The sequence below is a fragment of the Enterococcus sp. DIV1421a genome (assembly GCF_051711025.1).
Classification (GTDB): domain Bacteria; phylum Bacillota; class Bacilli; order Lactobacillales; family Enterococcaceae; genus Enterococcus_B; species Enterococcus_B hirae.
This window is the reverse complement of sequence record NZ_JBIOLU010000001.1, coordinates 1,997,270-2,022,292: the sequence shown is the minus strand read 5'-3', so window position 1 is coordinate 2,022,292 and position 25,023 is coordinate 1,997,270. Positions and strand designations below refer to the sequence as shown.

At 37.9% G+C, this 25,023-nt stretch carries 21 protein-coding genes; 19 read left to right on the top strand and 2 right to left on the bottom strand.

The features are described 5' to 3' along the window. The first annotated feature begins 102 nt into the window (after window positions 1-102). On the top strand, window positions 103-1,863 hold the full coding sequence (locus IGK21_RS09130) for an ABC transporter ATP-binding protein (RefSeq protein ID WP_034700948.1): 1,761 nt from the start codon (window positions 103-105) through the stop codon (window positions 1,861-1,863). Continuing rightward, window positions 1,853-3,631, top strand: coding sequence for an ABC transporter ATP-binding protein (locus IGK21_RS09125; RefSeq protein ID WP_034700946.1), 1,779 nt, complete (start codon window positions 1,853-1,855; stop codon window positions 3,629-3,631). The genes IGK21_RS09130 and IGK21_RS09125 overlap by 11 nt, the downstream gene beginning before the upstream one ends. A gap of 581 nt (window positions 3,632-4,212) precedes the next feature. On the opposite strand, the gene IGK21_RS09120 is transcribed toward IGK21_RS09125, so the two are convergent. Continuing rightward, entirely contained in the window at window positions 4,213-5,103 is an 891-nt protein-coding gene (locus IGK21_RS09120; protein ID WP_010737959.1) for a MurR/RpiR family transcriptional regulator, read from the bottom strand. A 220-nt stretch (window positions 5,104-5,323) separates the two neighbouring features. On the opposite strand from IGK21_RS09120, the gene IGK21_RS09115 reads away from it, so the two are divergent. The 6 genes from IGK21_RS09115 to IGK21_RS09090 all read left to right on the top strand — a co-directional run bounded on the left by IGK21_RS09115 (window position 5,324) and on the right by IGK21_RS09090 (window position 12,058). Then, on the top strand, window positions 5,324-6,718 hold the full coding sequence (locus tag IGK21_RS09115) for a 6-phospho-beta-glucosidase (protein ID WP_034700942.1): 1,395 nt from the start codon (window positions 5,324-5,326) through the stop codon (window positions 6,716-6,718). Between the two features lie 13 nt (window positions 6,719-6,731). Beyond that, entirely contained in the window at window positions 6,732-8,165 is a 1,434-nt protein-coding gene (locus IGK21_RS09110) for a 6-phospho-beta-glucosidase (RefSeq protein WP_181915070.1), read from the top strand. A gap of 146 nt (window positions 8,166-8,311) precedes the next feature. Continuing rightward, window positions 8,312-9,241 (top strand): thioredoxin-disulfide reductase, encoded by a 930-nt coding sequence (gene trxB / locus IGK21_RS09105; RefSeq protein WP_088775277.1) that lies wholly within the window; start codon window positions 8,312-8,314, stop codon window positions 9,239-9,241. A 194-nt stretch (window positions 9,242-9,435) separates the two neighbouring features. Then, window positions 9,436-9,831 carry a hypothetical protein gene (locus IGK21_RS09100; protein WP_181915069.1) on the top strand — a complete coding sequence of 132 codons (396 nt, stop codon included), beginning with the start codon at window positions 9,436-9,438 and terminating at the stop codon, window positions 9,829-9,831. Window positions 9,832-9,968: 137 nt separating this feature from the next. Then, window positions 9,969-11,696, top strand: coding sequence for a phospho-sugar mutase (locus IGK21_RS09095; protein ID WP_010737954.1), 1,728 nt, complete (start codon window positions 9,969-9,971; stop codon window positions 11,694-11,696). A gap of 14 nt (window positions 11,697-11,710) precedes the next feature. Beyond that, a complete protein-coding gene (locus IGK21_RS09090; RefSeq protein WP_025480128.1) occupies window positions 11,711-12,058 on the top strand; it encodes an ArsR/SmtB family transcription factor in 348 nt (115 codons plus the stop codon). A 151-nt stretch (window positions 12,059-12,209) separates the two neighbouring features. Here IGK21_RS09090 and IGK21_RS09085 read toward each other — a convergent pair whose 3' ends face one another. Further along, a complete protein-coding gene (locus IGK21_RS09085; RefSeq protein WP_010718532.1) occupies window positions 12,210-13,067 on the bottom strand; it encodes a pyruvate, water dikinase regulatory protein in 858 nt (285 codons plus the stop codon). 92 nt (window positions 13,068-13,159) lie between these two features. On the opposite strand from IGK21_RS09085, the gene IGK21_RS09080 reads away from it, so the two are divergent. The 11 genes from IGK21_RS09080 (at window position 13,160) to glyS (ending at window position 24,215) form a co-directional block, all read left to right on the top strand. After that, entirely contained in the window at window positions 13,160-13,588 is a 429-nt protein-coding gene (locus IGK21_RS09080; protein ID WP_010718531.1) for a Fur family transcriptional regulator, read from the top strand. A 165-nt stretch (window positions 13,589-13,753) separates the two neighbouring features. Then, window positions 13,754-13,951, top strand: coding sequence for a 30S ribosomal protein S21 (gene rpsU, locus IGK21_RS09075; protein ID WP_010718530.1), 198 nt, complete (start codon window positions 13,754-13,756; stop codon window positions 13,949-13,951). 26 nt (window positions 13,952-13,977) lie between these two features. After that, on the top strand, window positions 13,978-14,424 hold the full coding sequence (locus tag IGK21_RS09070; protein WP_010718529.1) for a GatB/YqeY domain-containing protein: 447 nt from the start codon (window positions 13,978-13,980) through the stop codon (window positions 14,422-14,424). A 461-nt stretch (window positions 14,425-14,885) separates the two neighbouring features. Beyond that, entirely contained in the window at window positions 14,886-15,857 is a 972-nt protein-coding gene (locus IGK21_RS09065) for a PhoH family protein (RefSeq protein WP_010718528.1), read from the top strand. An 18-nt stretch (window positions 15,858-15,875) separates the two neighbouring features. Beyond that, window positions 15,876-18,071 carry an HD family phosphohydrolase gene (locus tag IGK21_RS09060; RefSeq protein ID WP_010737951.1) on the top strand — a complete coding sequence of 732 codons (2,196 nt, stop codon included), beginning with the start codon at window positions 15,876-15,878 and terminating at the stop codon, window positions 18,069-18,071. Window positions 18,072-18,112: 41 nt separating this feature from the next. Beyond that, window positions 18,113-18,589, top strand: coding sequence for an rRNA maturation RNase YbeY (ybeY, locus tag IGK21_RS09055; RefSeq protein WP_014834527.1), 477 nt, complete (start codon window positions 18,113-18,115; stop codon window positions 18,587-18,589). Then, entirely contained in the window at window positions 18,573-18,980 is a 408-nt protein-coding gene (locus IGK21_RS09050) for a diacylglycerol kinase family protein (RefSeq protein WP_025480126.1), read from the top strand. The genes ybeY and IGK21_RS09050 overlap by 17 nt, the downstream gene beginning before the upstream one ends. Window positions 18,981-18,992: 12 nt before the next feature. After that, window positions 18,993-19,892, top strand: a complete 900-nt coding sequence (gene era / locus IGK21_RS09045; RefSeq protein ID WP_010718524.1) for a GTPase Era — start codon at window positions 18,993-18,995, stop codon at window positions 19,890-19,892. Between the two features lie 160 nt (window positions 19,893-20,052). Beyond that, complete coding sequence (recO, locus tag IGK21_RS09040) at window positions 20,053-20,865, top strand: DNA repair protein RecO (protein WP_181915068.1); 813 nt, start codon at window positions 20,053-20,055, stop codon at window positions 20,863-20,865. Window positions 20,866-21,220: 355 nt separating this feature from the next. Beyond that, window positions 21,221-22,138, top strand: a complete 918-nt coding sequence (gene glyQ / locus IGK21_RS09035; RefSeq protein ID WP_010718522.1) for a glycine--tRNA ligase subunit alpha — start codon at window positions 21,221-21,223, stop codon at window positions 22,136-22,138. A 1-nt stretch (window position 22,139) separates the two neighbouring features. Further along, window positions 22,140-24,215: a glycine--tRNA ligase subunit beta gene (gene glyS, locus IGK21_RS09030; RefSeq protein WP_181915067.1), complete on the top strand. Its 2,076-nt coding sequence runs from the start codon at window positions 22,140-22,142 to the stop codon at window positions 24,213-24,215. The last annotated feature ends 808 nt before the right edge of the window (window positions 24,216-25,023 follow it).

The window sequence follows — 25,023 nt, the reverse complement described above, 5'->3', positions numbered from 1 at the left end:
GCGATTAAAAACAAGGTTGTGTAGTTAGTGAGAAAAATGAGTGACACTGACTAAATTTTTAAGAGAAAAAGAGGTTGATGGGAGTTAAAAAGGAGGAAAAATATGTCTATTTTTAGGAAGTTGGGTTGGTTTTTTAAACAAGAAAAGAAGCACTATGTGATCGGCGTTTTTTCTTTATTATGTGTTGCCTTGGTTCAGTTAGTTCCGCCTAAAGTAATCGGGATCATCATCGATGAGATTGCAGATAAGAATCTCTCCATGCGATTTATCGTCTTTTGGATCGCTGTATTAATCGGATCTGCCATTTTACAGTATCTCTTTCGTTTCATTTGGCGGGTGAATATTTGGGGAAGTGCAGCGAGGTTAGAGAAGGAATTACGTCAGCGTTTGTTTATCCATTTCACTCGTATGGATAGTATGTTTTATCAAAAATATCGTACAGGTGATTTAATGGCACATGCGACCAATGATTTAAATGCGATTCAAAATGTGGCAGGAGCAGGCATCTTGACATTTGCTGATTCGGTCATTACTGGGGGAACCACAATCATTGCCATGATCCTTTTCATTGACTGGCGCTTGACTTTACTTGCTCTGATCCCTTTGCCGCTATTAGCTGTTACTTCAAGGATATTAGGATCAAAACTACATGATGCTTTTCGAGAATCACAAGAAGCTTTTTCCAGTATCAACGACAAAACGCAAGAAAGTATTACTGGGATTAAAGTAATCAAAACCTTTGGGCAAGAGCAGGAAGATCTGGCAGATTTTCAAGAAAAAATCGAACAGGCAATCACAAAGAATAAACGTGTCAACTTTTTAGATGCTTTGTTTGATCCGTTTATCACGCTGATCATTGGGTTATCTTATGTTTTAACGATCATCTTGGGTGGTAAATATGTGCTAGATGGCACGATCACGATTGGACAAATGGTTTCCTTCATCAGTTACATTGGAATGTTGGTTTGGCCGATGTTTGCTATTGGTCGGTTGTTCAATGTTCTGGAAAGAGGAAATGCTTCTTATGACCGAGTGAATGAACTCTTACATGAGAAGACCCATATCGTTGAACAACTTGGTGCAGTGAAGACACCCGCAAAAGGAGAATTAAATGTAGAGATCGCGCAATTCCATTATCCCAAAGAAGAATTACCCGCCTTGGAACAAATCAAGTTTGCAATTAAAGAAGGGGATACATTAGGAATTGTTGGTAAAACTGGTGCTGGAAAAACCACGATCATGAAGTTGCTGATGCGTGAATATGATGACTATCAAGGACAAATCAAATTTGGTGGTCGTTCGATCAAAGAATATTCCTTAGATGCTCTTTTACATTCTATTGGCTATGTACCACAAGATCATTTTTTGTTTTCAATGACGATTCGTGAGAATATCCGTTTTTCTGATCCTAAGTTATCTAACGAAGAAGTGGAAGCTGCTGCGTCGTTAGCATCAATCAACCAAGAGATCAAAGAATTACCGAAGGGGTATGAAACATTAGTTGGTGAGCGGGGTGTTTCCTTATCTGGTGGACAAAAACAGCGGATCTCGATTGCCAGAGCATTGATCCAAAATCCAGAGTTATTGATCCTTGACGATGCGTTGTCGGCAGTGGATGCTAAAACAGAAGAAAGAATTTTGCGGAATTTAAAAGAAATTCGTCAAAGTAAAACCACGATCATTGCCGCTCATCGACTAAGCAGTGTGATGCATGCTGATGAAATCATCGTCATTGACAAAGGACAGATCGTTGAACGTGGCCGTCACGCCGAGCTATTGGCTTTAGGTGGTTGGTACAAACAAATGTGGGAAAAACAACAGTTAGAAGCCAAAATTGAAAGGGGAGAAAATGATGGAAGATAACTATCAATCCGAATGGTCAAAATCCATTCCATTGCGAGAGCAAAAGCAAATCATTAAACGCTTGTTGCATTTTGCTAAACCCTTTAAAGCGACTTTCATCATTGCCATCCTGTTTGCTTTGGGATTGTCAGTAATCAATGTCCTATTACCTCGAATCATTCAAACCTTTATGGATGAATATTTAGCCAAACAATCTGCTACGACACAAGTGATTTTATTTTTTGCAGGCTTGTATTTATTTGGGGTCATCGTCAAAAGTATCATCTGGTTTTTCCAATGGTATTTGTATTCCAATGCTTCGCTTAAAACCTATCAATATATCCGTATAAAATTATTTGAAAAATTGCATACATTGGGAATGAGATATTTTGACCAGACACCAGCCGGCTCGACCGTCTCAAGAGTCACGAATGACACCGAAACGCTTTTTGAATTTTGGTATGTTTTTCTGATGGTATTGACAGGCATTTTCGCAGTAGTTTCCTCCTTTATTGCAATGTTTCAAATCAACGGACGCATTGCTTTATGGCTGTTGCTTTTTTTACCTGTTCTAGGAGTCGTGATCTGGTATTATCAAAAATTTAGTTCTCGGATTTATCGTAATATGCGAGAAAAGTTAAGTCAGTTGAATACTAAATTAAATGAATCCATTTCAGGGATGCGGATCATCCAGCAATTCCGGCAGGAAAAACGGTTAGCAAACGAATTTGAAGCGGTCAATACGGATTATCTCAATACACGATACGCTATGATCAAAACCAATTCGCTGTTATTGAGCCCGATTATCAGCTTTTTATATGCATTAGCCATTGCTTGGGCACTGACACTTTTTGGCTTAGATGCCTTAAAATCACCAGTGGAAGTTGGGCTGATCTATGCTTTCACCACATATGTCCAAGGGTTCTTCAATCCGATGTCTCAAATGATGGATTTCTTAAGTATATTCACTGACGGGATCGTCGCTGGTAGCAGAATCTTAAAAATCATGGACACAGAAGAATACGCACCACAGCAACATGAAGGAGCAAACAAAACCATCACTGAGGGGAAAATTGAATTTCGTAATGTCAGCTTTTCCTATGATGGAAAAAATAAAGTACTGAACAACATTTCTTTTGTTGCCAATCCTGGTGAAACTGTCGCATTAGTCGGTCATACTGGCAGTGGGAAAAGTTCGATCATCAATGTATTGATGCGTTTTTATGAATTTTATGAAGGGCAGATTTTAATTGACGGGTGTGATATTCGGGAATATCCGATTGCTGAACTTCGTAAAAAAATGGGGTTAGTTCTCCAAGATGCTTTTCTATTCTATGGGGATATTGCAGGAAATATACGTATGATGGATCCAGCGATCACAGATGAACAGATACGTGCAGCGGCAGAATTTGTCCAAGCCGATCGCTTTATTAATGAATTACCAAATGGGTATCATTCAAAAGTGATTGAGCGAGGCGCAAGTTATTCTAGTGGACAACGACAATTGATCACATTCGCACGAACCATTGTTACTGATCCTAAAATCTTGGTTTTAGATGAAGCAACTGCCAATATTGATACCGAGACAGAAGGGTTGATTCAAGAAGGATTAGCAAAGATGCGTCGAGGAAGAACCACTATTGCGATTGCGCACCGCTTGTCAACGATCAAAGATGCGGAACTCATTCTTGTCTTGGATAAAGGAAAAATCGTTGAACAAGGAACCCATCAGGAGTTGCTAGTAAAAGAAGGACTGTATGCTGATATGTATAAACTCCAAAGTGAATAGTTGTTCCAAATAGAAGTAATCAGACAGAGAAAAAGAGGAAATCATCTTCTTTTTCTCTGTTTTTTTAATAAAGACAATTTTATTGAGTATCAGAAGTAGAGTACCTTGAACAATAGCGTTTGAAATAAACAAAACAGATATAAAATAACTATTTAGTGATCATTTCTTAGCGGAGACATTTTATCGTCTGTCAGAACTTAATGAAAAACAAAAAGCAGTTTTGGTAGACTTAATGGCCGACAAGATTGATGATCCAAAAGTATCCGTAGAAGAGCTCAAAAAAGTAGTGGCTGCCAAAATGGAACAACTCTCATCAATTGAATCAAAACAAAGAAACAAAGAGAGTGAGGGGGGGAGCAAGTTTTAGTCAGGCAAGAGAACGTGGACTAATAGGCGCTACTGAGCCTAGTCCAACTGCTAACAACTACGAAAAACAACATGAAATTTAAGCAAATAAGACCTAAAAAATATCCATGTTGTCATGGTAAATTTTTTAGGTTTTTCTTTTTGGACACGACTAACTTAACAAGCTAGATGGTGAAAAGAGAAAATGCATAAGAAGCTGAAAAGTGTGAGATAATTTATTCCTTAATTGCAGGAGGCTCTTCCATAATAGAGGAGCTGATTGGGCGATCGTCTACTTTTTGTCCGATTTTGATTAAATGGTTGAGGTTTTTTTGATATTCCTCTGCAAAGATACAGCTGTATAGTACGTCTAGTAAGTAACAAATTGAAGTATTGATCGTAAAATTACTGATTTTCGAATACAATCGTTCTCTGGTAGTGATACGAAGGATTGCTGAGCTGAAAGTAGAAAGAGTGGAATCACCAATACTCGTCAATGTTAAAATCGGCACATTGATTTCTTGCAAAATCTTGGCTGTTCGTAACATCATTTTATTTTCGCCGGTATAAGAAATTAAGATGGCACAAGTATCAGGCGTACAGTTGTAGGCTTCATAGTAGGATTCGCCTGAAGTCGTCACGATCGTTACGTCTCGTTTGATTCGCTTCATTTTCAACATAAAAGCCTGCGAGATCAAAGTATTCGAATTACTAGAAAAAAGGACGATTTTTTTTGCTTTCAATAAAAGCTGTTTTGCTCGTTGTAAGTCATCGTGGTGAAGCAATGAGAGTGTGTCTTCAATCGTCATTCGTTCCAGTGCAGCGACTTTGTTCGCAATAGACATGATTCCATCGTTTTCTAGAAAGGGGAGGTTGGCATCAACTTCTTGAAAATTTCCTTCCAAATACTCGTTTTCCGCTAAAAAAGCTTCCTTAAAGTGGACCCAACCGTTGAACCCAGCCTTTTTGGCAATCCGAATCAACGTAGAAGGATGGACATAACATGCCTTCGCAATTTGTTGAATTGTTGCTTCTTTGAGTTGATGTTCATGGCTTTGAATAAAATGGATCACTTCTGTTTCTGCGGGAGAAAAAGCAATTTTTTTTAATTTTTCTTTTAATAGCATGACGATCCTCTTTTACATATTTTTAATTTTTTGTGTAAAAATATTGTAAGCGCTATTTATTGATTCGTCAATCGTTCGTTGTTCTTATACAAGATTTTCACAAAATAATCGGCTATATAATGAATTTTTGTAAATGGAAATGCAAAAGAATAAAGTTAACTTGTTGTTTTCGTTTACAAAAAACATAATATAGTTGTAAAAACAAAAAAGGAGGAAGCTCATGGAACGAAAAGTGAAGATTGCAACAATTGGTGGCGGAAGTAGCTATACCCCTGAATTGATGGAAGGGTTTATTAAACGATATGAAGAATTACCGATTAAAGAAATCTGGTTAGTGGATGTAGCAGAGGGTCAAGAAAAATTAAGAATCGTCAGTGAAATGTCTCAACGAATGTGGGATGCTTCGCCTTATGATGTTAAGATCTATGCGACGTTGGATCGAGAAGAAGCACTGCGAGATGCTGATTTTGTAACAACTCAGTTTCGGGTAGGTCAATTAGATGCCAGAGTGAAAGATGAACGAATCCCTGCATATTATGGCATGCTTGGACAAGAAACCAATGGAGCTGGCGGGATGTTCAAAGCGTTTCGTACCATTCCGGTCATTCTTTCAATCGTAGAAGATATGAAAAGACTATGTCCCGATGCTTGGCTGATCAATTTTGCCAATCCTAGTGGAATGGTTACAGAAGCTGTCGTTCGCTACGGAAAATGGGAAAAGGTAATTGGGCTTTGTAATGTACCAGTTATGGCAATGATGACAGAGCCAGAAATGCTGGGAGAAACCAAAGAAGACTTGATTTATAAATTTGCTGGACTCAATCACTTTCATTGGCATAAAGTAGCAGATTCACATGGAAACGATCGAACGAATGAGCTAATCGACCGACTTTATGCTGAAAATAATGGCTTACCAAAAAATATATTCGATGTGCCGTTTTTCAAGGAACAATTACAACAAATGCAAATGATTCCTTGTGGCTACCATCGCTATTATTATCGTGAAGAAGAAATGTTGAACCATGCTTTAGAAGAATATCAAACAATTGGTACAAGAGCAGAACAAGTTAAAAAAACGGAAGCAGAATTATTTGAGTTGTATCAGGACCCAGAACTAGACCATAAACCAGAACAGTTACAACAACGTGGGGGTGCTTATTATTCAGATGCTGCCTGTGAAACGATCGCTTCGATCTATGCCAATAAAGAAACCCAAATCGTTGTTTCAACAAAAAATGACGGCGCTGTTCCTGATCTGCCTGCTGATTGTGTCGTGGAAGTCACAGCGTATGTCGGGGCACAAGGGGCACGCAACGTTGCTTTCGGTTCTTTGCCACCAGCTGAACGTGGCTGGCTTCAAGTCATGAAAAATATGGAATTATTGACGATCGAAGCGGCAGTGACGGGTAATTATGGCACAGCGCTTCAAGCATTTACGATTAATCCCTTAGTACGGTCGGGTGAAACAGCGAAACGGATCATGGATGAATTGTTTGTTGCTCACGAAGCGTATTTGCCACAATTTAAGGAAACGATCCACCGCTTAAAAGAAGAGGGGATCGAAGTACAAGATAAAATAGCAAACAACCTGACAAAAACTTATCAAAAACAATAATGGAGGAAGTAGGATGGCATTTAGGAAAGACTTTTTATGGGGTGGCGCAACGGCTGCCAATCAATGTGAAGGAGGCTACGCTGAAGGTGGACGTGGTTTAGCTAATGTTGATGTTGTTCCGATTGGTAAAGATCGTTTTTCAGTGATCACTGGGAAACAAAAAATGTTTGACTTTGATGAGGAACATTTTTATCCAGCAAAAACAGCCATTGATATGTACCATCGTTACAAAGAGGATATTGCACTTTTTGCGGAAATGGGATTTAAAACCTATCGCTTATCCATTGGGTGGAGTCGTATTTTTCCAAAAGGTGATGAAAAGGAACCAAATGAAGAAGGGTTGAAGTTCTATGAAGATGTCTTTAAAGAATGTCAAAAATATGGAATCGAACCGTTAGTGACAATCACTCATTTTGATTGTCCGATGCATTTGGTCAAAGAATATGGTGCTTGGCGTTCTCGAAAGTTGTTAGAGTTTTATGAAAGACTTTGCCATGTCATTTTTAATCGTTACAAAGGACTAGTGAAATACTGGTTGACCTTCAACGAAATCAATATGATTTTACATGCTCCATTTATGGGCGCTGGATTGTATTTTGAAGAAGGGGACGATGTGGAACAAATCAAATACCAGGCAGCCCATCATGAATTAGTTGCTAGTGCAATCGCTACAAAGATCGCTCATGAAGTGGATCCAGAAAATAAAGTTGGCTGTATGTTAGCAGCTGGCGCAAATTATCCTTACACTTGTAAACCTGAAGATGTCTGGGCGTCAAGAAAGGCGGACCGGGAAAACTATTTCTTTATTGATGTCCAGTCAAGGGGAAGTTATCCCGCCTATGCCTTAAAAGAAATGGCACGTAATGGAATCAAAATTGAGATGGAACCAACTGACTTAGAAATATTAAAAGAACATACCGTTGATTTTATTTCATTCTCCTATTACTCTTCCCGGGTAGCTACTACTGATCCAAAAGTATTAGAGCAAACGGCCGGTAATATTTTTGAATCGGCTAAAAATCCTTATCTTTCAGCCAGTGAATGGGGCTGGCAAATTGATCCATTGGGGTTACGTATCACGATGAATGATCTTTATGATCGTTACCAAAAGCCATTGTTCATCGTCGAAAATGGATTAGGTGCGATTGATACACCAGATGAAAATGGCTATGTAGAAGACGACTATCGGATCGATTATTTAGCACAACATATCCAAGCAATGAAAGATGCGGTTGAGCTCGATGGTGTGGATCTCCTGGGCTACACGACTTGGGGCTGTATCGATCTTGTCTCTGCTGGGACTGGCGAAATGAAGAAACGCTATGGGTTCATCTACGTTGACCGTGACAACGAAGGAAATGGGACATTGGAACGCTCGAAGAAAAAATCGTTCAACTGGTATAAAAAAGTCATTGCAACAAATGGAGAAGATTTAAGTAACGAATAGTGAATCAAATAAAAGTCTATTGTTTTTAAACTAATTTTTCGAGTATAATAAATCTATTCGAGGAAAGAGTAAGCAGAACAATAGACTTTTTTTTCTATAGGCTGTAAAGTAAGCTTACTTGATTTTTATAATGGAGGAATGTACATATGTATGATGTTATCGTGATTGGTGCTGGACCTGCTGGAATGACTGCTGCGTTATATGCGTCACGTTCAAATCTTTCAGTTGCTATGATTGAACAAGGCGCACCGGGTGGACAAATGAATAACACCGCTGAAGTTGAAAATTATCCTGGATTTGATTCCATCATGGGACCTGATCTTGCTTATAAAATGTATGAAGGTGTCACTAAATTTGGAACAGAAAATGTCTATGGAATTGTGCAAGACATCAAAGACCATGGAAATTACAAAGAAGTGATTTGTGAAGATCAATCTTATGAAGCCAAAACAGTGATTATCGCAACGGGTTGTATCCATCGTAAGTTAGGTGTTCCTGGAGAAGAAGAATACGCTGGACGAGGTGTTTCCTATTGTGCCGTATGTGATGGTGCTTTTTTCCGAAACAAACGCTTAGTCGTGATCGGCGGGGGCGATTCTGCGGTAGAAGAAGCCATCTACCTAACACAATTTGCTTCTGAAGTCGTGATCGTTCATCGAAGAGACGAATTACGTGCGCAAAAAATCATCCAAGATCGCGCATTCGCTAACGAAAAGATTTCATTTGTCTGGGACACTGTCACAGATGAAATCGTTGGTAATGACATGGTGGTCACTGGGGTTAAAGCGCATAATGTGAAAACGAATGAAACCGTTGATTTAGCAGCAGATGGCGTGTTTATTTATGTGGGATTAGATCCATTGACTGAACCATTTAAAAAAGCTGGTTTAACTAATGCAGCTGGCTGGATTCCAACAGATCAAGACATGCGTACGACTATGCCTGGTGTGTTCGCTATTGGGGATGTTCGTGAAAAAGATTTACGACAAATCACGACAGCAGTCGGCGATGGCGGCATTGCTGGTCAACAAGTCTATAAATATTTAGAATCATTAGAAGAAACAACACAAGCGTAAAGTAATCAAAAGAGATGAAGAGCTTCTTGAATACTATTCATTTTTATACTACTAAAGAGAGAGTGGGACAATAGTTCTTTCTCAAAAAGAAAATAAGTTCGATTTTGATGTTTATTGTCAAAATCGAACTTATTTTTTCTGTTATGCGCACTTTCCTCTCCATAAGGCATATACGTAGAGGATGCAAAATTGGCTTGAATAGTGCAAAACTAAATCCAAATTTAAAGATCCATTTTTGTTTAGATGGGTTAAATATGAGTGAGGTTTTATCTAAAGACAATTGCAACGGAAAAAAGATAACATCAACTGAGCTTCGCTACGTTTATCGCAATTGGAAGGAATTGAGCGATAATGTTATTTTTATGAAAGGAGGACAGAGGGTAAAAGCACCTTGGGAACAGGAACCAGAAGTTTGGCAAGCATATCAGCCGAAGAGTTGGAATAATCTTGGAACTTTGCAAAAGAAAGAAGAGCAAACAAATAAAAAAAGAAAATTATTTGATATTCTAAAAAATAAAAAAACTCAACCAGATAATCGTAACGGTTCAGTGCAATTTCAAAAACAAGAAAAATCTTGTTTGATATTGTAAGAACAGTAGGAATAATCTTGATCTTGGCGAAAGAAAAGAAGAACCCATCTGCGCTTATTTTTCCTTCTGACTTTTCTATCTAAAAAGAGAATGCTATACTGAAAGAGGTAGATATTTTAGAAAGAGGTGTTCGCTTCATGTCTTGGGAACAAGTATACCAACAATGGGCCAATGAAGAAAATTTAGAAGAAAATTTAAAAAAACAATTAACTGATCTTAGTCAGGACCCTGAAAAGCTGGAAGATGCTTTTTATGCTCCTTTAGAATTTGGAACAGCAGGAATGCGGGGAATTTTAGGTCCTGGGATCAATCGAATGAATATTTATACGGTCAGACAAGCAACAGAAGGGCTGGCACGTTTTATGGATACACAAGGAGAAGAAACAAAACGTCGCGGCGTAGCGATTGCTTATGATTCACGCCATCAATCGCCTGAATTTGCGATGGAAGCAGCGAAGACTTTGGCACAACACGATATTCCTTCTTTTGTCTTTGAGAGTCTACGTCCAACACCTGAGCTTTCTTTCGCTGTTCGTCATTTGAATACGTTTGCGGGAATCATGGTGACAGCTTCTCATAACCCAGCAGCTTACAATGGCTATAAAGTTTATGGAGAAGATGGCGGACAAATGCCACCCGCTGATGCGGATGCATTGACAAAATATGTACGTGAAGTAAGTAATCCTTTAAAAGTCGCTGTTTTAGCTGATGACGAAGTAGAAACTAGTGGATTGATTACGATCATTGGTGAAGAAGTCGATAAAGCATATTTGGAAGAAATCAAAGCAGTCACGATTGATCAAGAATTAGTCCAAACAATGGGGAAAGACTTAAAATTGGTGTTTACACCCCTTCATGGTACAGGAAAAATGCTAGGAGAAAGAGCATTACAACAAGCTGGTTTCGAACAATTTATGCTTGTACCTGAACAAGCTGTAGCTGATCCTGACTTTACAACGGTTCAATCACCAAACCCTGAAGAACATTCAGCATTTGAGTATGCGATTCGTTTAGGTGAAAAAGAAGGCGCTGATCTATTGATTGCAACTGATCCTGATGCGGATCGCTTAGGAGCAGCAGTTCGCCAACCTGATGGCTCTTATAAAGTTTTGACCGGTAATCAAATCGGTGCGTTAATGATTCAATATATTTTAGAAGCACATCAATCACGAGGGACTTTACCTGAAAATGCAGCCGTACTTAAGTCAATCGTATCAAGTGAACTTCCTGCAGCCATCGCTGAAAGCTATGGCGCTACGATGATCAATGTCTTAACAGGCTTTAAATTTATTGCAGAAAAAATCCATCAATTTGAAAAAGATCATTCTCATACATTTATGTTTGGTTTTGAAGAAAGCTATGGTTACTTGGTCAAACCATTTGTACGTGATAAAGATGCAATCCAAGCACTCTTATTGTTAGCCGAAGTGGCTGCTTTTTATAAAAAACAAGGGAAGACACTTTATGACGGCTTACAAATGATTTTTGAAAAATATGGTTATTTTGCTGAAAAAACAATCTCAGTCACGATGAGTGGTCAAGAAGGTTCAGCCAAAATCGCTGCTTTGATGAAGAAATTCCGTGACCATGCCCCATCAGAATTTGCTGGAGCAAAAGTTCTTCAAACAGAAGATTTCAAAGAATTAACGAAAACAGATTCAGCTGGACGAGTGGAAAAATTAACGACACCTCCATCTGACGTATTAAAATATGTATTAGAAGAACATGGTTGGGTAGCGATCCGTCCTTCAGGAACAGAGCCAAAAATCAAATTCTATATCGGTGTAAAAGGCAATTCCGCACAAGAGGCACAAGAAAAGATCGATACCTATGAAGCAATCATCAAATCAATGACAGAAGAATAAAATAATTGAGACTGATGGAAAAAGTGGTAAACTTTAGAAGTCAGTCTTTTTTTATGGAGGTGAATCGGTTGACAGACACACCAAAAAGCGAAATAGAAAAAGTGAGTCAATTATTTAAAGTCTTAAGTGATCCTACCCGATTGAAAATATTGATGTATTTAAAAGATGGAGAACAAAATGTGACGGCCATCAGCCAAGCGGTGGAAATGGAACAATCCGCTGTTTCCCACCAACTACGTTTATTAAGGGAAAACCATGTGGTAAAATCGCATCGTGAAGGCAAAGCAATATTGTATAGTTTAGATGATTTTCACGTGTTGGATATCTTGGAACAAACCTTGAAACATGTGGAACATCAGTAAAATAAGAATGAGGCATTTCTAAGGGAATGTAAATAGATTATACTGAAAAAAAAGCCAGCAGACACGTGTCTGCTGGCTTTTTTTTCAACTAGTTATGCGTTTGGTTCTGGTTGTTTGTTATAGCTGCTTACTGGATACAATTATTTGTTCTTTATTTTTCTCCTGAAGTATCCGTGCCATAATAACTGTGGTCCTCTAAATCTAAGGCATTTAGGATCAACGAAGCCGTTTCTTCAATTGAGAGAGAAGCAACATTGATCACAACGCAACCTAATTTTTCATACAAATCATTAGCAAAATCTAATTCTGCTCGTATTTTTTCGATATCAGAATAAGCCGTATCAGGATTTAATCCATAGGAACGCATCCGTTCTTTTCGAATATTATTTAAAATATCGGGATTATTGGTTAAACCAACAATTTTTTTAGGATCGATCTCCCAAAGTTGTTTTGGGATATGGGCTTGAGGAATGAGTGGGAGATTCGCCACTTTTAAGTTTTTATTCGCTAAAAAAAGACTTAACGGTGTCTTTGACGTTCTGGAAACTCCTAGCAACACCACGTCTGCTTCTAAGAAACCTCTTGGATCTTTCCCATCATCGTATTTTACAGCAAATTCCATTGCCTTGATTCGTTTAAAATAATTTTCATTCAATAAATGTAGGGCTCCAGGTTGACGAGTGGGTTGAATTCCTGTTAATCGTTGGATTTCTTCGATCGGTGGGGTCATCACGTCAAAACTAAATAAGTTGTTTTCTTCGCAAAAACTTCGGGTATAATCAATCAGCTCTTGGTTGATCAAGGTATGAAGAACTAACGCTTTTTCTGCTAACGCATCTTGTAAGGCTTGTTCGAGGGTGTCTTGGTCAGTGACAAACGTTCGACGAAATAAATTAAATTCAACTGTAGGATATTGTGCCATGGTTGCCTGTGCGAGTTTTGTTGCTGTTTCACCAGCTGAATCAGAAATGACAAAAAAAGTAACGATCTCAGTAGAATCAAAAGCCATAAATAAAAAACCTCACTTGCATTTTTTTTATCTTTAGTATACCATACTGTGGAATATGTACTTCGTAATCATTTTGATTTGGAGGGAAAGACTTGAAAAACCAAACATTAATCGAACAATCGTTAGAAATTTTGAAAAATAACGGATTTAAATACACGAAAAAGCGAGAAGCATTATTGACTTATTTGGTCAAAAGAAATCGTTATGTGTCAGCAAAAGAAGTATTTGATTTTATGAATGAGGAATTTAAAGGAGTGAGTTATGATACGATTTATCGTAATCTCCATGATTTCTCTGAGTTAGACTTATTAGAAGAAACCGATTTGAATGGCGAAATGAAGTTTCGTTTTCATTGTTGCCAGGGAGAGATCGGTCACCATCATCATTTTATTTGTACCGTTTGTGGGATGACAAAAGAAATCCATATGTGTCCAATGGACTATTTTGAAAATCAATTATCAGGTTGTACGATCGAAGGGCATCGGTTTGAAATTTTCGGTCGATGTGAAAACTGTCAGTAGTTGTTTTATAATAAAATAACATATCATTATTTTAAAAAATCCAAAGATTCCCTTGACGGTCAAATCAGCATTAGATATAATGTTTTATAGAACAGTCTTGTTTTTTGGATTATAATTTCAATAACAATTACGGTTACTTTTTAAGCTCGGAGGGAGGGAATTAACATGTCAAAAACAGTCATTCGTAAAAACGAATCAATTGACGATGCTCTTCGTCGCTTCAAACGTTCCGTGTCAAAAGCGGGTACTTTACAAGAATCTCGTAAACGTGAATTCTACGAAAAACCAAGCGTAAAACGTAAGAAAAAATCTGAAGCAGCTAGAAAAGCAGCGAAAAAACGCAAAAAAACGCAAAAAAACTAGTTCCTTTATGAATTGGAGTTGGTAGTGTGTCACTACTAAGTAGATTGAACGATGACATGAAAACAGCGATGAAAGCAAAAGATAAAGAATCTTTACAAGTCATACGTATGATTAAGTCATCCATTCAAAACGAGCAAATCAAAGAAGGTCACGACTTGACTGAAGATGAAGAATTAACAGTGTTGTCTCGTGAAATGAAACAACGGCGTGATTCTTTACATGAGTTCGAAGAAGCTGGACGTGACGATTTAGCTGAAAAAGTGAAAAGTGAAATAGTAATTGTTGAAAAATACATGCCAGAACAACTTTCTGAGGATGATATTCGTCAACTTGTTCAAGAAGCGATTACACAAACTGGAGCTTCTTCTGTCAAAGAATTTGGCAAAGTCATGGGTGCGATCATGCCGAAAGTCAAAGGAAAAGCAGATGGGAACCAAGTGAATGCGATTGTGAAAGAGCTATTACAATCTTAAACTTATCATTTAAAGAGTTTGGGACAACCGCCCTCTCTTAAAAAGAAAATAAGCCTGATTTTGATCCACAACGTCAAAATCAGACTTATTTTTTTTAGATTTTTTTTCATGCATGTCCCAATTTCCTCAAGGTGAGCGCCAAGGCAACATCAATCGGTACGCCTTGTTCCCCATGCAATCATACATATCCTTCTTTTATCTCTCTTCCTCACTCGATAGATCTAGGCTTGGTTAGATTGGTTCTTTGCCTTATCTATTAAGTAAAAGCTGTTTATTGATAGGCAGGAATCTCTCAATCATGGAATAACATAAAGTAAATCATGGAAGTTCAGCAAAGTAATTTTAGGTTAAAATGAATGAAACGAATAAGGAGTGAGACAACCTTTTTTATTTGCTATATAGTTTTTTATGAATATGGTAAAATAGGAAGGAATGAATTGAAGTAAAGGAGATGTCTATTTTTGACAGAAGCATCCAGTTCTTTAGAAATTAGATTAACAGCTGCTGACGATATCAGTATGTTGTTAGGCTCGCATGACAAACATGTAAAATTAATTGAAGAAATGACTGAAACAACGATTCATACGAGAGGCGAAATGATCCAGATTATTGGAGAAGAGCCGGGGCTTTCGTTAGCACAATCGGTGATACGTACCTTACAAGAATTGATCAAGCGGGGGATACATGTCAGTACACCTGATGTTGTTACTGCCTTAAAAATGGGGCAAAAAGGGACATTGGATTACTTCATTGAAATGTATGAAGAAGAAATCGTCAAAGACCGCAATGGTAAACCGATTCGAGTGAAAAATAGTGGACAAAAACAATATGTCGAGGCCGTTGCTAAACATGACATCGTATTTGGTGTCGGTCCTGCTGGAACAGGTAAAACATTTCTAGCTGTCGTTTTAGCAATTGCTGCGTTGAAAAAAGGCGAAGTCCAAAAAATCATTTTGACTCGTCCAGCGGTGGAAGCAGGAGAAAATCTTGGTTTCTTACCGGGTGATCTGAAAGAAAAGGTTGATCCTTATTTACGTCCAGTGTATGATGCACTGTATCAAATATTTGGTTTAGATCATACCAATCGTTTGATGGAGCGTGGGATCATCGAAATTGCGCCATTAGCTTATATGCGTGGGCGAACACTTGACGATGCTTTTGTAATACTAGATGAAGCTCAAAATACAACAGTGGCACAGATGAAAATGTTCTTGACTCGTTTGGGGTATCAATCAAAAATGATCGTAAACGGCGATACAAGTCAGATTGACTTACCTAAAGGGACGATGAGTGGTTTGATCCATGCAGAACGTACATTGAAACAAATCAAAAAAATTGCTTTTGTCAATTTTGAAGCAAGTGACGTCGTTCGTCATCCTGTTGTAGCCGAAATCATCAAAGCTTATGAAAAGGCAGATCTTCATCAAGAGTAAGGCTTAGGGGGATAAGCAATGTTGAATAAAATACTCCAACAACTGCAAGCAAAATTAGGAAAGGCGGCAATGCCTTTCTTATTGCTTTTGTTTTTTGTGATCGTTTGTGGCGTTACGTTCAGTAGCGTCAAGCAAAAAGCCAATGATTTCAAAGAAGGACAAGTGGCAGAAGAAAGTATCCGTGCGAATAAAACGATCGAAAATACAGAAGAAACGGAACAAAAAAGAAAACTAGCAGCGGAAGCTGTTACGCCAGAATATACGTATCAACAAGATTTGGCGAGTGAACAAAGTAGTCGCATCAAGCAGCTTTTTGAATTGATCAATAAAACAAATGATTCGATCAATAAAGCGTATAAAGAAAAAGTGGATAAAGCAAAAGAAAATGAGAATGTTCCCAAACCAACTATAGATGAGCGAATTGCAGCTCTAAAGAAGAGTTTTGAAAATGCTAATGCTGAAAACGTGGCATTTTATCAAAAATTACCGACTAACTTTTACACAAAAATCTTTGGCATGTCAGATAGTCAAATTGCGACAGTCCGAGATGAAAGTCTGCGATTGATCAATGAACAAATGAAAAAGCAAGTTCGAGAAAGTGATTTAGAAACCTTCAAGCAACAGGCGGAAGAACAGATCCAATATTTGAACGTGACACCTGACCAACAACAAACGATCCATTATCTTGTCGATCAAGGAATCGTCGTAAATGATGTCTTAAATGAAAAGAAAACAGAGGAATTGAAACAATCAGCAAGGAGTGCGGTTCAACCGGTCATGATCTATCAAGGCGAAATCATTGTTCGTGAAGGAAATCAAATCGATGCAGATGCAATGAAAAAGCTTGAATTATTAGGATTGACCAGTCAAACAACGTCAATTTTTCCTTTAGTAGCAATGATCTTAGCAGTCTTATTGCAAATTGCTGTTTTAGTTTACAACTCAATGCAGTACCATGAAGCCGGAAAACGAACAGAGTATGTTCTCTTTTACGTTACGGCTATGTCCATCAGTGTGTTATTAATGAAATTTTTCCAACTATTCCAAACGGAACAAGCAGCTTTTATCCCGCTGTTTTATCCTGCAGCTTTTGTTCCTTTAGTTTTAAATTTCTTTTTGAACCGACGGGCAGGAATTATGGCTGCCTTGTTCCAAGCCGTATCTGCACTGTTTATTTTTTACGGTTCGATTGGGACCAACTTTTTGACCGTTATCTTGATGGCCTATCTTTTTTCAGGTTTATTAGCGACGGTTTTAAAACGCCAACGAGTATCCGAACAATGGTTTTCAGCTATGATGTGGGTCATTATTTTTCCGTTGATGATGGATGTTGTGCTGATCGTTTATCAAGGTATGAGCTTTAGTAATGGAACAACTTGGCTAACGCTGATTTGTGGCTTTATGGGTGCTTTACTGTCCTATCTGTTAACGATGGGATTACATCCGTATATCGAATTGATGGTCAACGATGATAGTGTGATCGTCTTGAATGAGTTAAGTAACCCTAACCATCCGTTGTTAAAACAGCTATTGGAAGAAGCGCCAGGGACTTATCATCACAGTATGATGGTCGCCAATTTAAGTGCGAACGCAGTGGCTGAGATCAATGGGCGGTCATTATTGACACGTGTAGCTTGTTACTACCACGATATTGGTAAAATCAAACATGCTAGCTTTTTTGTAGAAAACTTGCCTTCTGGTGCTGAAAATCCACATAATTTCTTATTACCGGAAGATAGTAAACAGATCATTTTTGGTCATGTGACCGATGGAGCGAAAATTTTAGAGGAATATGGCATGCCGCAAATGGTAATCGATATTTGCCGACAGCATCATGGAACAACATTGATGAAGTATTTCTATATCAAGGCAAAAGAAAGAAATCCTGAAGTCACCGAAGAACAATTTCGTTATCCTGGTCCCAAACCACAGACCCGAGAAGCCGGCATCGTGAATATTGCAGATAGTTGTGAAGCGGCAGTACGGGCAATGGATCATCCAACAGGTGAAAAAATCGAAAAATTTGTCCATAATTTGATTGAAGAACGAATCTCTGATGGTCAACTTGATGATAGTGGTTTAACATTAAAAGAAATTCGCAAAGTGGAAAAATCTTTGATCAGTGGGTTAAGTAGTACCTTCCATTCACGGATCAAATATCCTAAAATGAAATCGGAAGCGGAAACGATGAAAGTAGAAAAAGAAAATGGCTAAAATAAAAAATATCAGCAATAAGTAAGAAAGAAGCGATAAATATGGACATCACATTTATGGATGAAACACAGAAAGTTTCAACAGAAAAAATCAAAGAGATCGAGGACCTTCTGCAATTTGCAGCGGCTCATTTGAAATTACCCGAGGAAACAGAAATGTCTGTTACTTTTATGGACAATGCAGCAATCCAAGAAATCAACCGTGTCTACCGTGGCAAAGATGCCCCAACAGATGTGATTAGTTTTGCATTAGAAGACGAAGGGGAAGACGAAATTCCCGTGATTTTTGAAGAAGGCGATAATCCTTTACCACGAGTATTAGGAGATATCATGATCTCAATTGAGCGTGCCCAGGAACAAGCGGAAGAATATGGTCATTCGTATGATCGAGAGTTGGGATTTTTGGCAGTGCATGGCTTTTTGCACATCAATGGTTATGATCACATGACACCCGAAGATGAAGCAGAGATGTTTGGTTTACAGAAAGAGATTTTAGATGCTTATGGACTTAAAAGATAAAGAGTGCGAGAAAAAGGTTGAGAAAAATAAGCACTTCGCTATGTCAGTAGAATTTGCTCTTCAAGGGGTTAAAACAGTCTTTGATGAGGAACGTAATATGAAAAAACATGTAGGTTTTGGGTTGCTGGCGTTTTTTATGGGAGTTGTATTTCAACTAAATCAACTAGAATGGCTGTGGTTAGTTTTAGCAGTTTTTCTAGTGTGGATCGTTGAGATTTTAAATACTGTTTTTGAGAATGTAGTGGATATGTTTACCGATTTTCATTTCCATCCAATTGGGAAAAAAATCAAAGATATGGCGGCAGGAGCAGTGTTAGTCACCGCTTGTTTTGCAGTGATCGTCGGTCTCATTTTATTTGTACCTAAAATCTATCAAATGTTTTTTAATTAAAAGGAGAATAATATGTTAGAACATAAATCAGGTTTTGTCGCTATTGTGGGACGACCAAATGTTGGCAAATCAACATTATTAAATCGAATCGTTGGGCAAAAAATTGCTATCATGAGTGACAAGGCACAAACGACCAGAAATAAGATCCAAGGCGTTTATACGACACCAGAAGCACAGTTGATTTTTATCGACACTCCGGGAATCCATAAACCAAAACATCGTTTGGGTGATTTTATGGTAGAATCAGCCTACAGTGCACTAAGAGAAGTGGATGCTGTCTTATTTATGATCAGTGCGGATCAAAAACGTGGACGTGGGGATGATTTTATTATTGAACGATTAAAAAATGTTCAATCACCTGTTTATTTGATTATCAATAAAATCGATAAAGTTCATCCAGATGAATTATTAGGAATCATCGAAGATTATTCGGCACAAATGCCTTTTGCACAAGTTGTACCGATTTCGGCTACCGAAGGGAACAATGTGGACCGTCTAATGGAAGTGTTGATCGCTGAGATGCCAGAAGGTCCTCAATACTTCCCGGATGATCAAGTAACGGATCATCCAGAATACTTTATCGTTTCGGAATTGATTCGTGAAAAAGTCCTGTTTTTGACTAGAGATGAAGTCCCACATTCAGTGGCTGTTGTTGTTGACTCAATGAAACGCAATGAAAATGATAAAATCCAAATTCAAGCAACCATTATCGTTGAACGTGATAGTCAAAAAGGGATTATCATCGGTAAAGGTGGTAAAATGCTAAAAGAAATTGGGACGAAAGCAAGAAAAGATATTGAAAATTTGCTTGGTGACAAAGTATTTCTAGAACTATGGGTTAAAGTTCAAAAAGATTGGCGCGATAAAAGAGTTTATTTACAAGATTTTGGTTACCGCAAAGAGGAATATTAACTTTAAGTAGATAAAAATGAGTTGAACGTGATTATTCGATAGACGAAACCGCGTGTAAAAGTCAGAAGACAAGAAAATGAGTAGAATAAGTGGGAAAGGAAAATGATTCAGTGAATGATTTTTCTTTTCCTTATTCTTTTTCTAAAAGGGGGCGAAAAAAATGAGCCAGCTAGCCGAATCAAAAGGGATCATATTGTCCAGTCGAAATTATAAAGAAAAAGACAAATTAGTGAAAATTTTTACTGAGTCTGCGGGGAAGCTGATGTTTTATGTCAAAGGAATTCACCGGCAAAACCAACCATTAGCACCTGCACTACTCCCTTTTACTGAAGGAATCTACATTGGTACGTTCAAAAGTGAAGGACTTTCGTTTATAACCAGCGTAAAAGATGTTCACTCCTTTAGAAAAATTCAAGAAGACATTTTTTTAAGTGGTTACGGCACGTATTTGTTAAACTTAGTGGATGCAGCGATCGAAGACCATCAATATGATCCCCATCTTTTTCAATTTACACAAGCAGCATTGCAACGGATGGATCAGGGTGACGACGCGGAAATCATCACTAACATCTTTGAGGTACAATTATTGCAACGCTTTGGGATTGCACCGATTTGGACACATTGTGTGGTGTGTGGCAAAACACAAGGTAAATTTGATTATTCTTCCAAATATGGAGGCGTGCTATGCGAAGAACATTGGTCAATGGATCACCGTCGTTATCATGCAGATCCAAGAGCTGTTTATTTCGTGCGTATGTTCTCTGCTATTTCTTATGATAAGATCACAGGGATCAATTTAAAAGACGAAACCAAGGCAACGATCAGGCAACTGATTGACCAGTTATACGAAGAATACGTAGGGATTCATCTAAAAAGTAAAAAGTTCATTGATCAAATGAAATCATGGGAACATGTCCTAAAAAAGCCTGATCCGGAAGGAGAAAGTGCTTCTAAAAATCAACAAAGTGAGTAGAATGTTCAATCAACATTCAAAACTATTTGACAAAAGCCTAACTATACGTCTATTATGGAACCTAGATAAATGAGAGTTTTGTACAAAAACTTGATTGGCTAAATAAAAGAATAAAGTACGTTGAACAAGATCAGTAAAAAATACGTAGCAAAAGCGAGTTCGGGAGGGTGTGAGCCGAATGCTGTCGGTTTTTGAAGAGGCACTTGGGAGTACTTACAATGAAGCTGCCGAAATTTTCGGAAGTAGGGTGGAACCGCGAAGTTATTCGTCCCTATGTTTGTTTAGACAAGCATAGGGACTTTTTGTTGTTTCAAATTCTCAGCAAACTATTTAGAAGTGGAAGGAGTCATTTTAAATGAGCAAAAAATTATCTGTACAAGACATGATCTTGACGTTACAAAAATTTTGGTCATCAAATGGGTGCATGTTGATGCAAGCCTATGATACAGAAAAGGGGGCAGGTACAATGAGCCCATATACCTTTTTACGAGCAATTGGACCAGAGCCTTGGAATGCAGCATACGTAGAGCCTTCTCGTCGCCCAGCCGACGGTCGTTATGGGGAAAATCCGAACCGTCTGTATCAACATCATCAGTTCCAAGTAGTGATGAAACCATCACCTGAAAATATCCAAGAACTTTATTTAGAAAGTTTACGTTTATTGGGGATCGATCCTTTGGAACACGACATTCGGTTTGTCGAAGATAACTGGGAAAACCCTTCGATGGGCTGTGCCGGTGTTGGTTGGGAAGTTTGGCTCGATGGAATGGAAATTACACAATTCACGTATTTCCAACAAGTCGGCGGTCTGCCATGTAAACCAGTGACATCTGAAATTACTTATGGTTTGGAGCGCTTGGCATCCTACATCCAAGAAGTAGAAAGTGTCTATGATCTTGAATGGTCAGATGGCGTAAAATATGGGGAGATTTTCAAACAGCCTGAATACGAACACTCCAAGTATTCATTTGAAGTCAGTGATCAAGAACTATTATTAAGTAATTTTGATCGTTTTGAAAAAGAAGCTAAACGATGCATTGATGAAAATTTAGTTCATCCTGCCTATGATTACATTTTAAAATGCAGCCATACATTCAATCTACTAGATGCTCGTGGGGCAGTTTCTGTCACAGAACGTGCTGGTTATCTGTCACGTATCAGAAATATGGCAAAATCTGTTGCAAAGATTTTTGTGGCAGAGCGTGAAAAATTAGGATTTCCTTTATTGAATAAAAACACAGCAAATCCAGAAACGGTTAAGGAGGCTGAATAACATGGCAAAAGAGTTACTTTTAGAAATCGGGTTGGAAGAAATGCCTGCCCATGTAGTTACACCAAGCATGAAACAACTGGAACAAAAAACAGCAAAGTTTTTAGATGAACACCAATTGTCTTATGATACAATCGAAACTTTTTCAACGCCAAGACGTTTAGCGATCAAAGTAACCAATATCCCAGAACGTCAAGCAGATAGCGAAGAAGAATTAAAGGGTCCGGCTAAAAAAATCGCATTGGATTCAGATGGAAATTGGACGAAAGCCGCAGAAGGGTTTGTACGTGGTCAAGGTTTGACGACTGACGATATTACCTTTAAAGAGCTGAAGGGTGTAGAGTATGTGTACGTAACCAAATATACACATGGACAACCAGCGAAAGAAGTATTGACTGGACTTGCAGATGTCATCAAAAGTTTGACATTTCCTGTTACGATGCATTGGGCAAATTTTGACTTTGAATATATTCGTCCTATTCATTGGATTGTTGCTTTACTAGATGATGAAGTGATTCCTTTCGAGATTTTAGATGTTACAACAGATCGCACATCACGTGGTCATCGTTTCTTAGGAGAAACAGTTCGTTTCGCTCATGCCAATGAGTATGAAGAAAAATTACAAGAACAATTCGTGATAGCTGCGCCACATAAAAGAAAAGAAATGATTGTCCAACAAGCAACAGAATTAGCAGAGAAAAACCATTGGACGATCGATTTAGACGAAAAGTTATTAGAAGAAGTGAATAATTTAGTCGAATATCCCACAGTTTTTGCTGGCGATTTTGAAGAAAAATATCTGTCTGTCCCTGAGGAAGTATTGGTTACTTCAATGAAGGAGCACCAACGTTATTTTGAAGTAAGAAATGACCAAGGATTACTCTTGCCACATTTTATTTCTGCTCGAAATGGGGATCGTGTCAAACTAGAAAACGTGATCCGTGGAAATCAAAAAGTATTGACTGCTCGTTTAGAAGATGCAGAGTTTTTCTACAATGAAGATAAAAAGATTGAAATCGATACTTTTGTTGATAAATTAAAATCAGTGACTTTCCATGAAAAAATTGGAAGCATCTACGAAAAAATGCAACGAGTACAAGTTATTGCTCGTATTTTAGGTAAATCTGTCGGCTTATCACCAGAAGAGTTAACGGATTTACAACGTGCTGCTGAAATCTATAAATTTGATTTAGTGACCAACATGGTAGGTGAGTTTCCAGAGCTTCAAGGGATCATGGGTGAAAAATATGCGCGATTACACGGCGAAACATCAGCTGTAGCAACAGCTATCAAGGAAAACTATCTGCCAATTTCAAGTGAAGGTGACTTACCAGAAACCAAAATTGGTGCAGTATTAGCGATTGCAGACAAATTAGATAGTATCTTCTCTTTCTTTACAGTTGGAATGATCCCAAGTGGGTCAAATGATCCGTATGCTCTTCGTCGTCAAGCGTATGGGATTGTCCGCATCATCGAAGCAAAAAATTGGGCATTTCCATTGGTTCGTTTACAACGTGAAATCGACCAGGCAATCAATGAAGATCAAGAACGTTTTGGCGTCCAGTTATCGGATGGACAACAGGCAGTCATTGATTTTATCAAAGGACGTTTCCGTCAGTTACTAACTACAAAACAAATCCGACACGATGTGATTGATGCAGTTTTAAATGCAAAACAAAGCGATTTGACAAAAGTTTTTGCAGCAGCTCAACTGTTTAAAGAACGTTTAGATGAGGAAGAGTTTAAGCCATCGATGGAAGCATTGACTCGAGTGGTTAATTTAGCGAAGAAAGCGCAAGAAACAACGACAACAGAGATTAATCCTGCGTTATTTGAAAATGAAGCTGAAACAGCACTTTATCAAGCGGTAGCAGAAATGAAAAAACAATTTGGTACACAAACGCTGAAAGAAGATTATGATCAACTTGTTGCTTTACGTCCATTGATCGAAACGTATTTTGACCAAACCATGGTCATGGTAGACGATCCTGCTGTCCGTAACAATCGTTTGGCACAGCTGAAACAAATTGCTGAAATGGCACTATCAATAGCAAGCTTAGATCAGATTATCACTAAATAAATCAGGTAGCCCTTTGCCAACTTGATTTGAAACAAGCGTTATGACAAGTCTAGCTCTGAGATATAAGCCGAAGCATCCGAAAATAGTTTCTTCTATTTTTAAATGCTTCGGCTTATTTTTTGACTGATTACCGAAGTGCAGATCTTTGAACGCCGTCGATAAGATTATGAAAGTACCAGAGTGGATGCTTTCATAGCAATTACTCATCTTAGTATAAAAAGTAAGCTTAAGGTCTTAATACCTCAGACTCTTTTTATGTAGTGTATATCGTTTTTATTCATGCTATCTAGCAATAAACGACTTATCTTTCACGAATCAGAACAATATGACATTTTTTGGTAAAAAGAGAACAATCGGTTAGTGCTATTGAGTGAAATGCATAGTTTTTGTTATTTTTAAATCATCCTTTATTTAAAAATGAAAGTTAGGTATAATTAATATAGAAAAATTGTTATTCATAACAAGAAAAGCTTGTTATGAATGGGATAATAGTAAATAGGATCTCAGGTAGAAATTCTTTACTTGTCTAATGAAATTAGCAAATTTCCCGTGATTTGGAAGCGATTAGATAAAGTAACGATTTATTTTTTTGGGAATAAAAAGTTTTTAAAACGATAGGATCCAGTATCTTACTCTAGATGATAATAATTATCATCTGAATGATAAACTAAAAATATTTTTAGAAATCGATGTCATTTAATTATCTAAGTATGTTCATAGGATGGAAGTCTCACGAAGCTTCACTGAAACGAGTATATTTTATGAGAACAAGTAACATCAGCAGGATGTCATGTGTTAAAAGAAAAAT

What these genes read in the sequence shown, in the direction of transcription:
- era (WP_010718524.1), top strand. Translation starts at nt 18,993, where the DNA reads ATGTTAGAACATAAATCAGGTTTTGTCGCTATTGTGGGACGACCAAAT.
- trxB (WP_088775277.1), top strand. Translation starts at nt 8,312, where the DNA reads ATGTATGATGTTATCGTGATTGGTGCTGGACCTGCTGGAATGACTGCT.
- IGK21_RS09115 (WP_034700942.1), top strand. Translation starts at nt 5,324, where the DNA reads ATGGAACGAAAAGTGAAGATTGCAACAATTGGTGGCGGAAGTAGCTAT.
- ybeY (WP_014834527.1), top strand. Translation starts at nt 18,113, where the DNA reads ATGGACATCACATTTATGGATGAAACACAGAAAGTTTCAACAGAAAAA.
- glyQ (WP_010718522.1), top strand. Translation starts at nt 21,221, where the DNA reads ATGAGCAAAAAATTATCTGTACAAGACATGATCTTGACGTTACAAAAA.
- IGK21_RS09125 (WP_034700946.1), top strand. Translation starts at nt 1,853, where the DNA reads ATGGAAGATAACTATCAATCCGAATGGTCAAAATCCATTCCATTGCGA.
- rpsU (WP_010718530.1), top strand. Translation starts at nt 13,754, where the DNA reads ATGTCAAAAACAGTCATTCGTAAAAACGAATCAATTGACGATGCTCTT.
- IGK21_RS09130 (WP_034700948.1), top strand. Translation starts at nt 103, where the DNA reads ATGTCTATTTTTAGGAAGTTGGGTTGGTTTTTTAAACAAGAAAAGAAG.
- IGK21_RS09060 (WP_010737951.1), top strand. Translation starts at nt 15,876, where the DNA reads ATGTTGAATAAAATACTCCAACAACTGCAAGCAAAATTAGGAAAGGCG.
- IGK21_RS09090 (WP_025480128.1), top strand. Translation starts at nt 11,711, where the DNA reads ATGGAAAAAGTGGTAAACTTTAGAAGTCAGTCTTTTTTTATGGAGGTG.
- IGK21_RS09110 (WP_181915070.1), top strand. Translation starts at nt 6,732, where the DNA reads ATGGCATTTAGGAAAGACTTTTTATGGGGTGGCGCAACGGCTGCCAAT.
- IGK21_RS09050 (WP_025480126.1), top strand. Translation starts at nt 18,573, where the DNA reads ATGGACTTAAAAGATAAAGAGTGCGAGAAAAAGGTTGAGAAAAATAAG.
- IGK21_RS09095 (WP_010737954.1), top strand. Translation starts at nt 9,969, where the DNA reads ATGTCTTGGGAACAAGTATACCAACAATGGGCCAATGAAGAAAATTTA.
- IGK21_RS09120 (WP_010737959.1), bottom strand. Translation starts at nt 5,103, where the DNA reads ATGCTATTAAAAGAAAAATTAAAAAAAATTGCTTTTTCTCCCGCAGAA.
- glyS (WP_181915067.1), top strand. Translation starts at nt 22,140, where the DNA reads ATGGCAAAAGAGTTACTTTTAGAAATCGGGTTGGAAGAAATGCCTGCC.
- recO (WP_181915068.1), top strand. Translation starts at nt 20,053, where the DNA reads ATGAGCCAGCTAGCCGAATCAAAAGGGATCATATTGTCCAGTCGAAAT.
- IGK21_RS09085 (WP_010718532.1), bottom strand. Translation starts at nt 13,067, where the DNA reads ATGGCTTTTGATTCTACTGAGATCGTTACTTTTTTTGTCATTTCTGAT.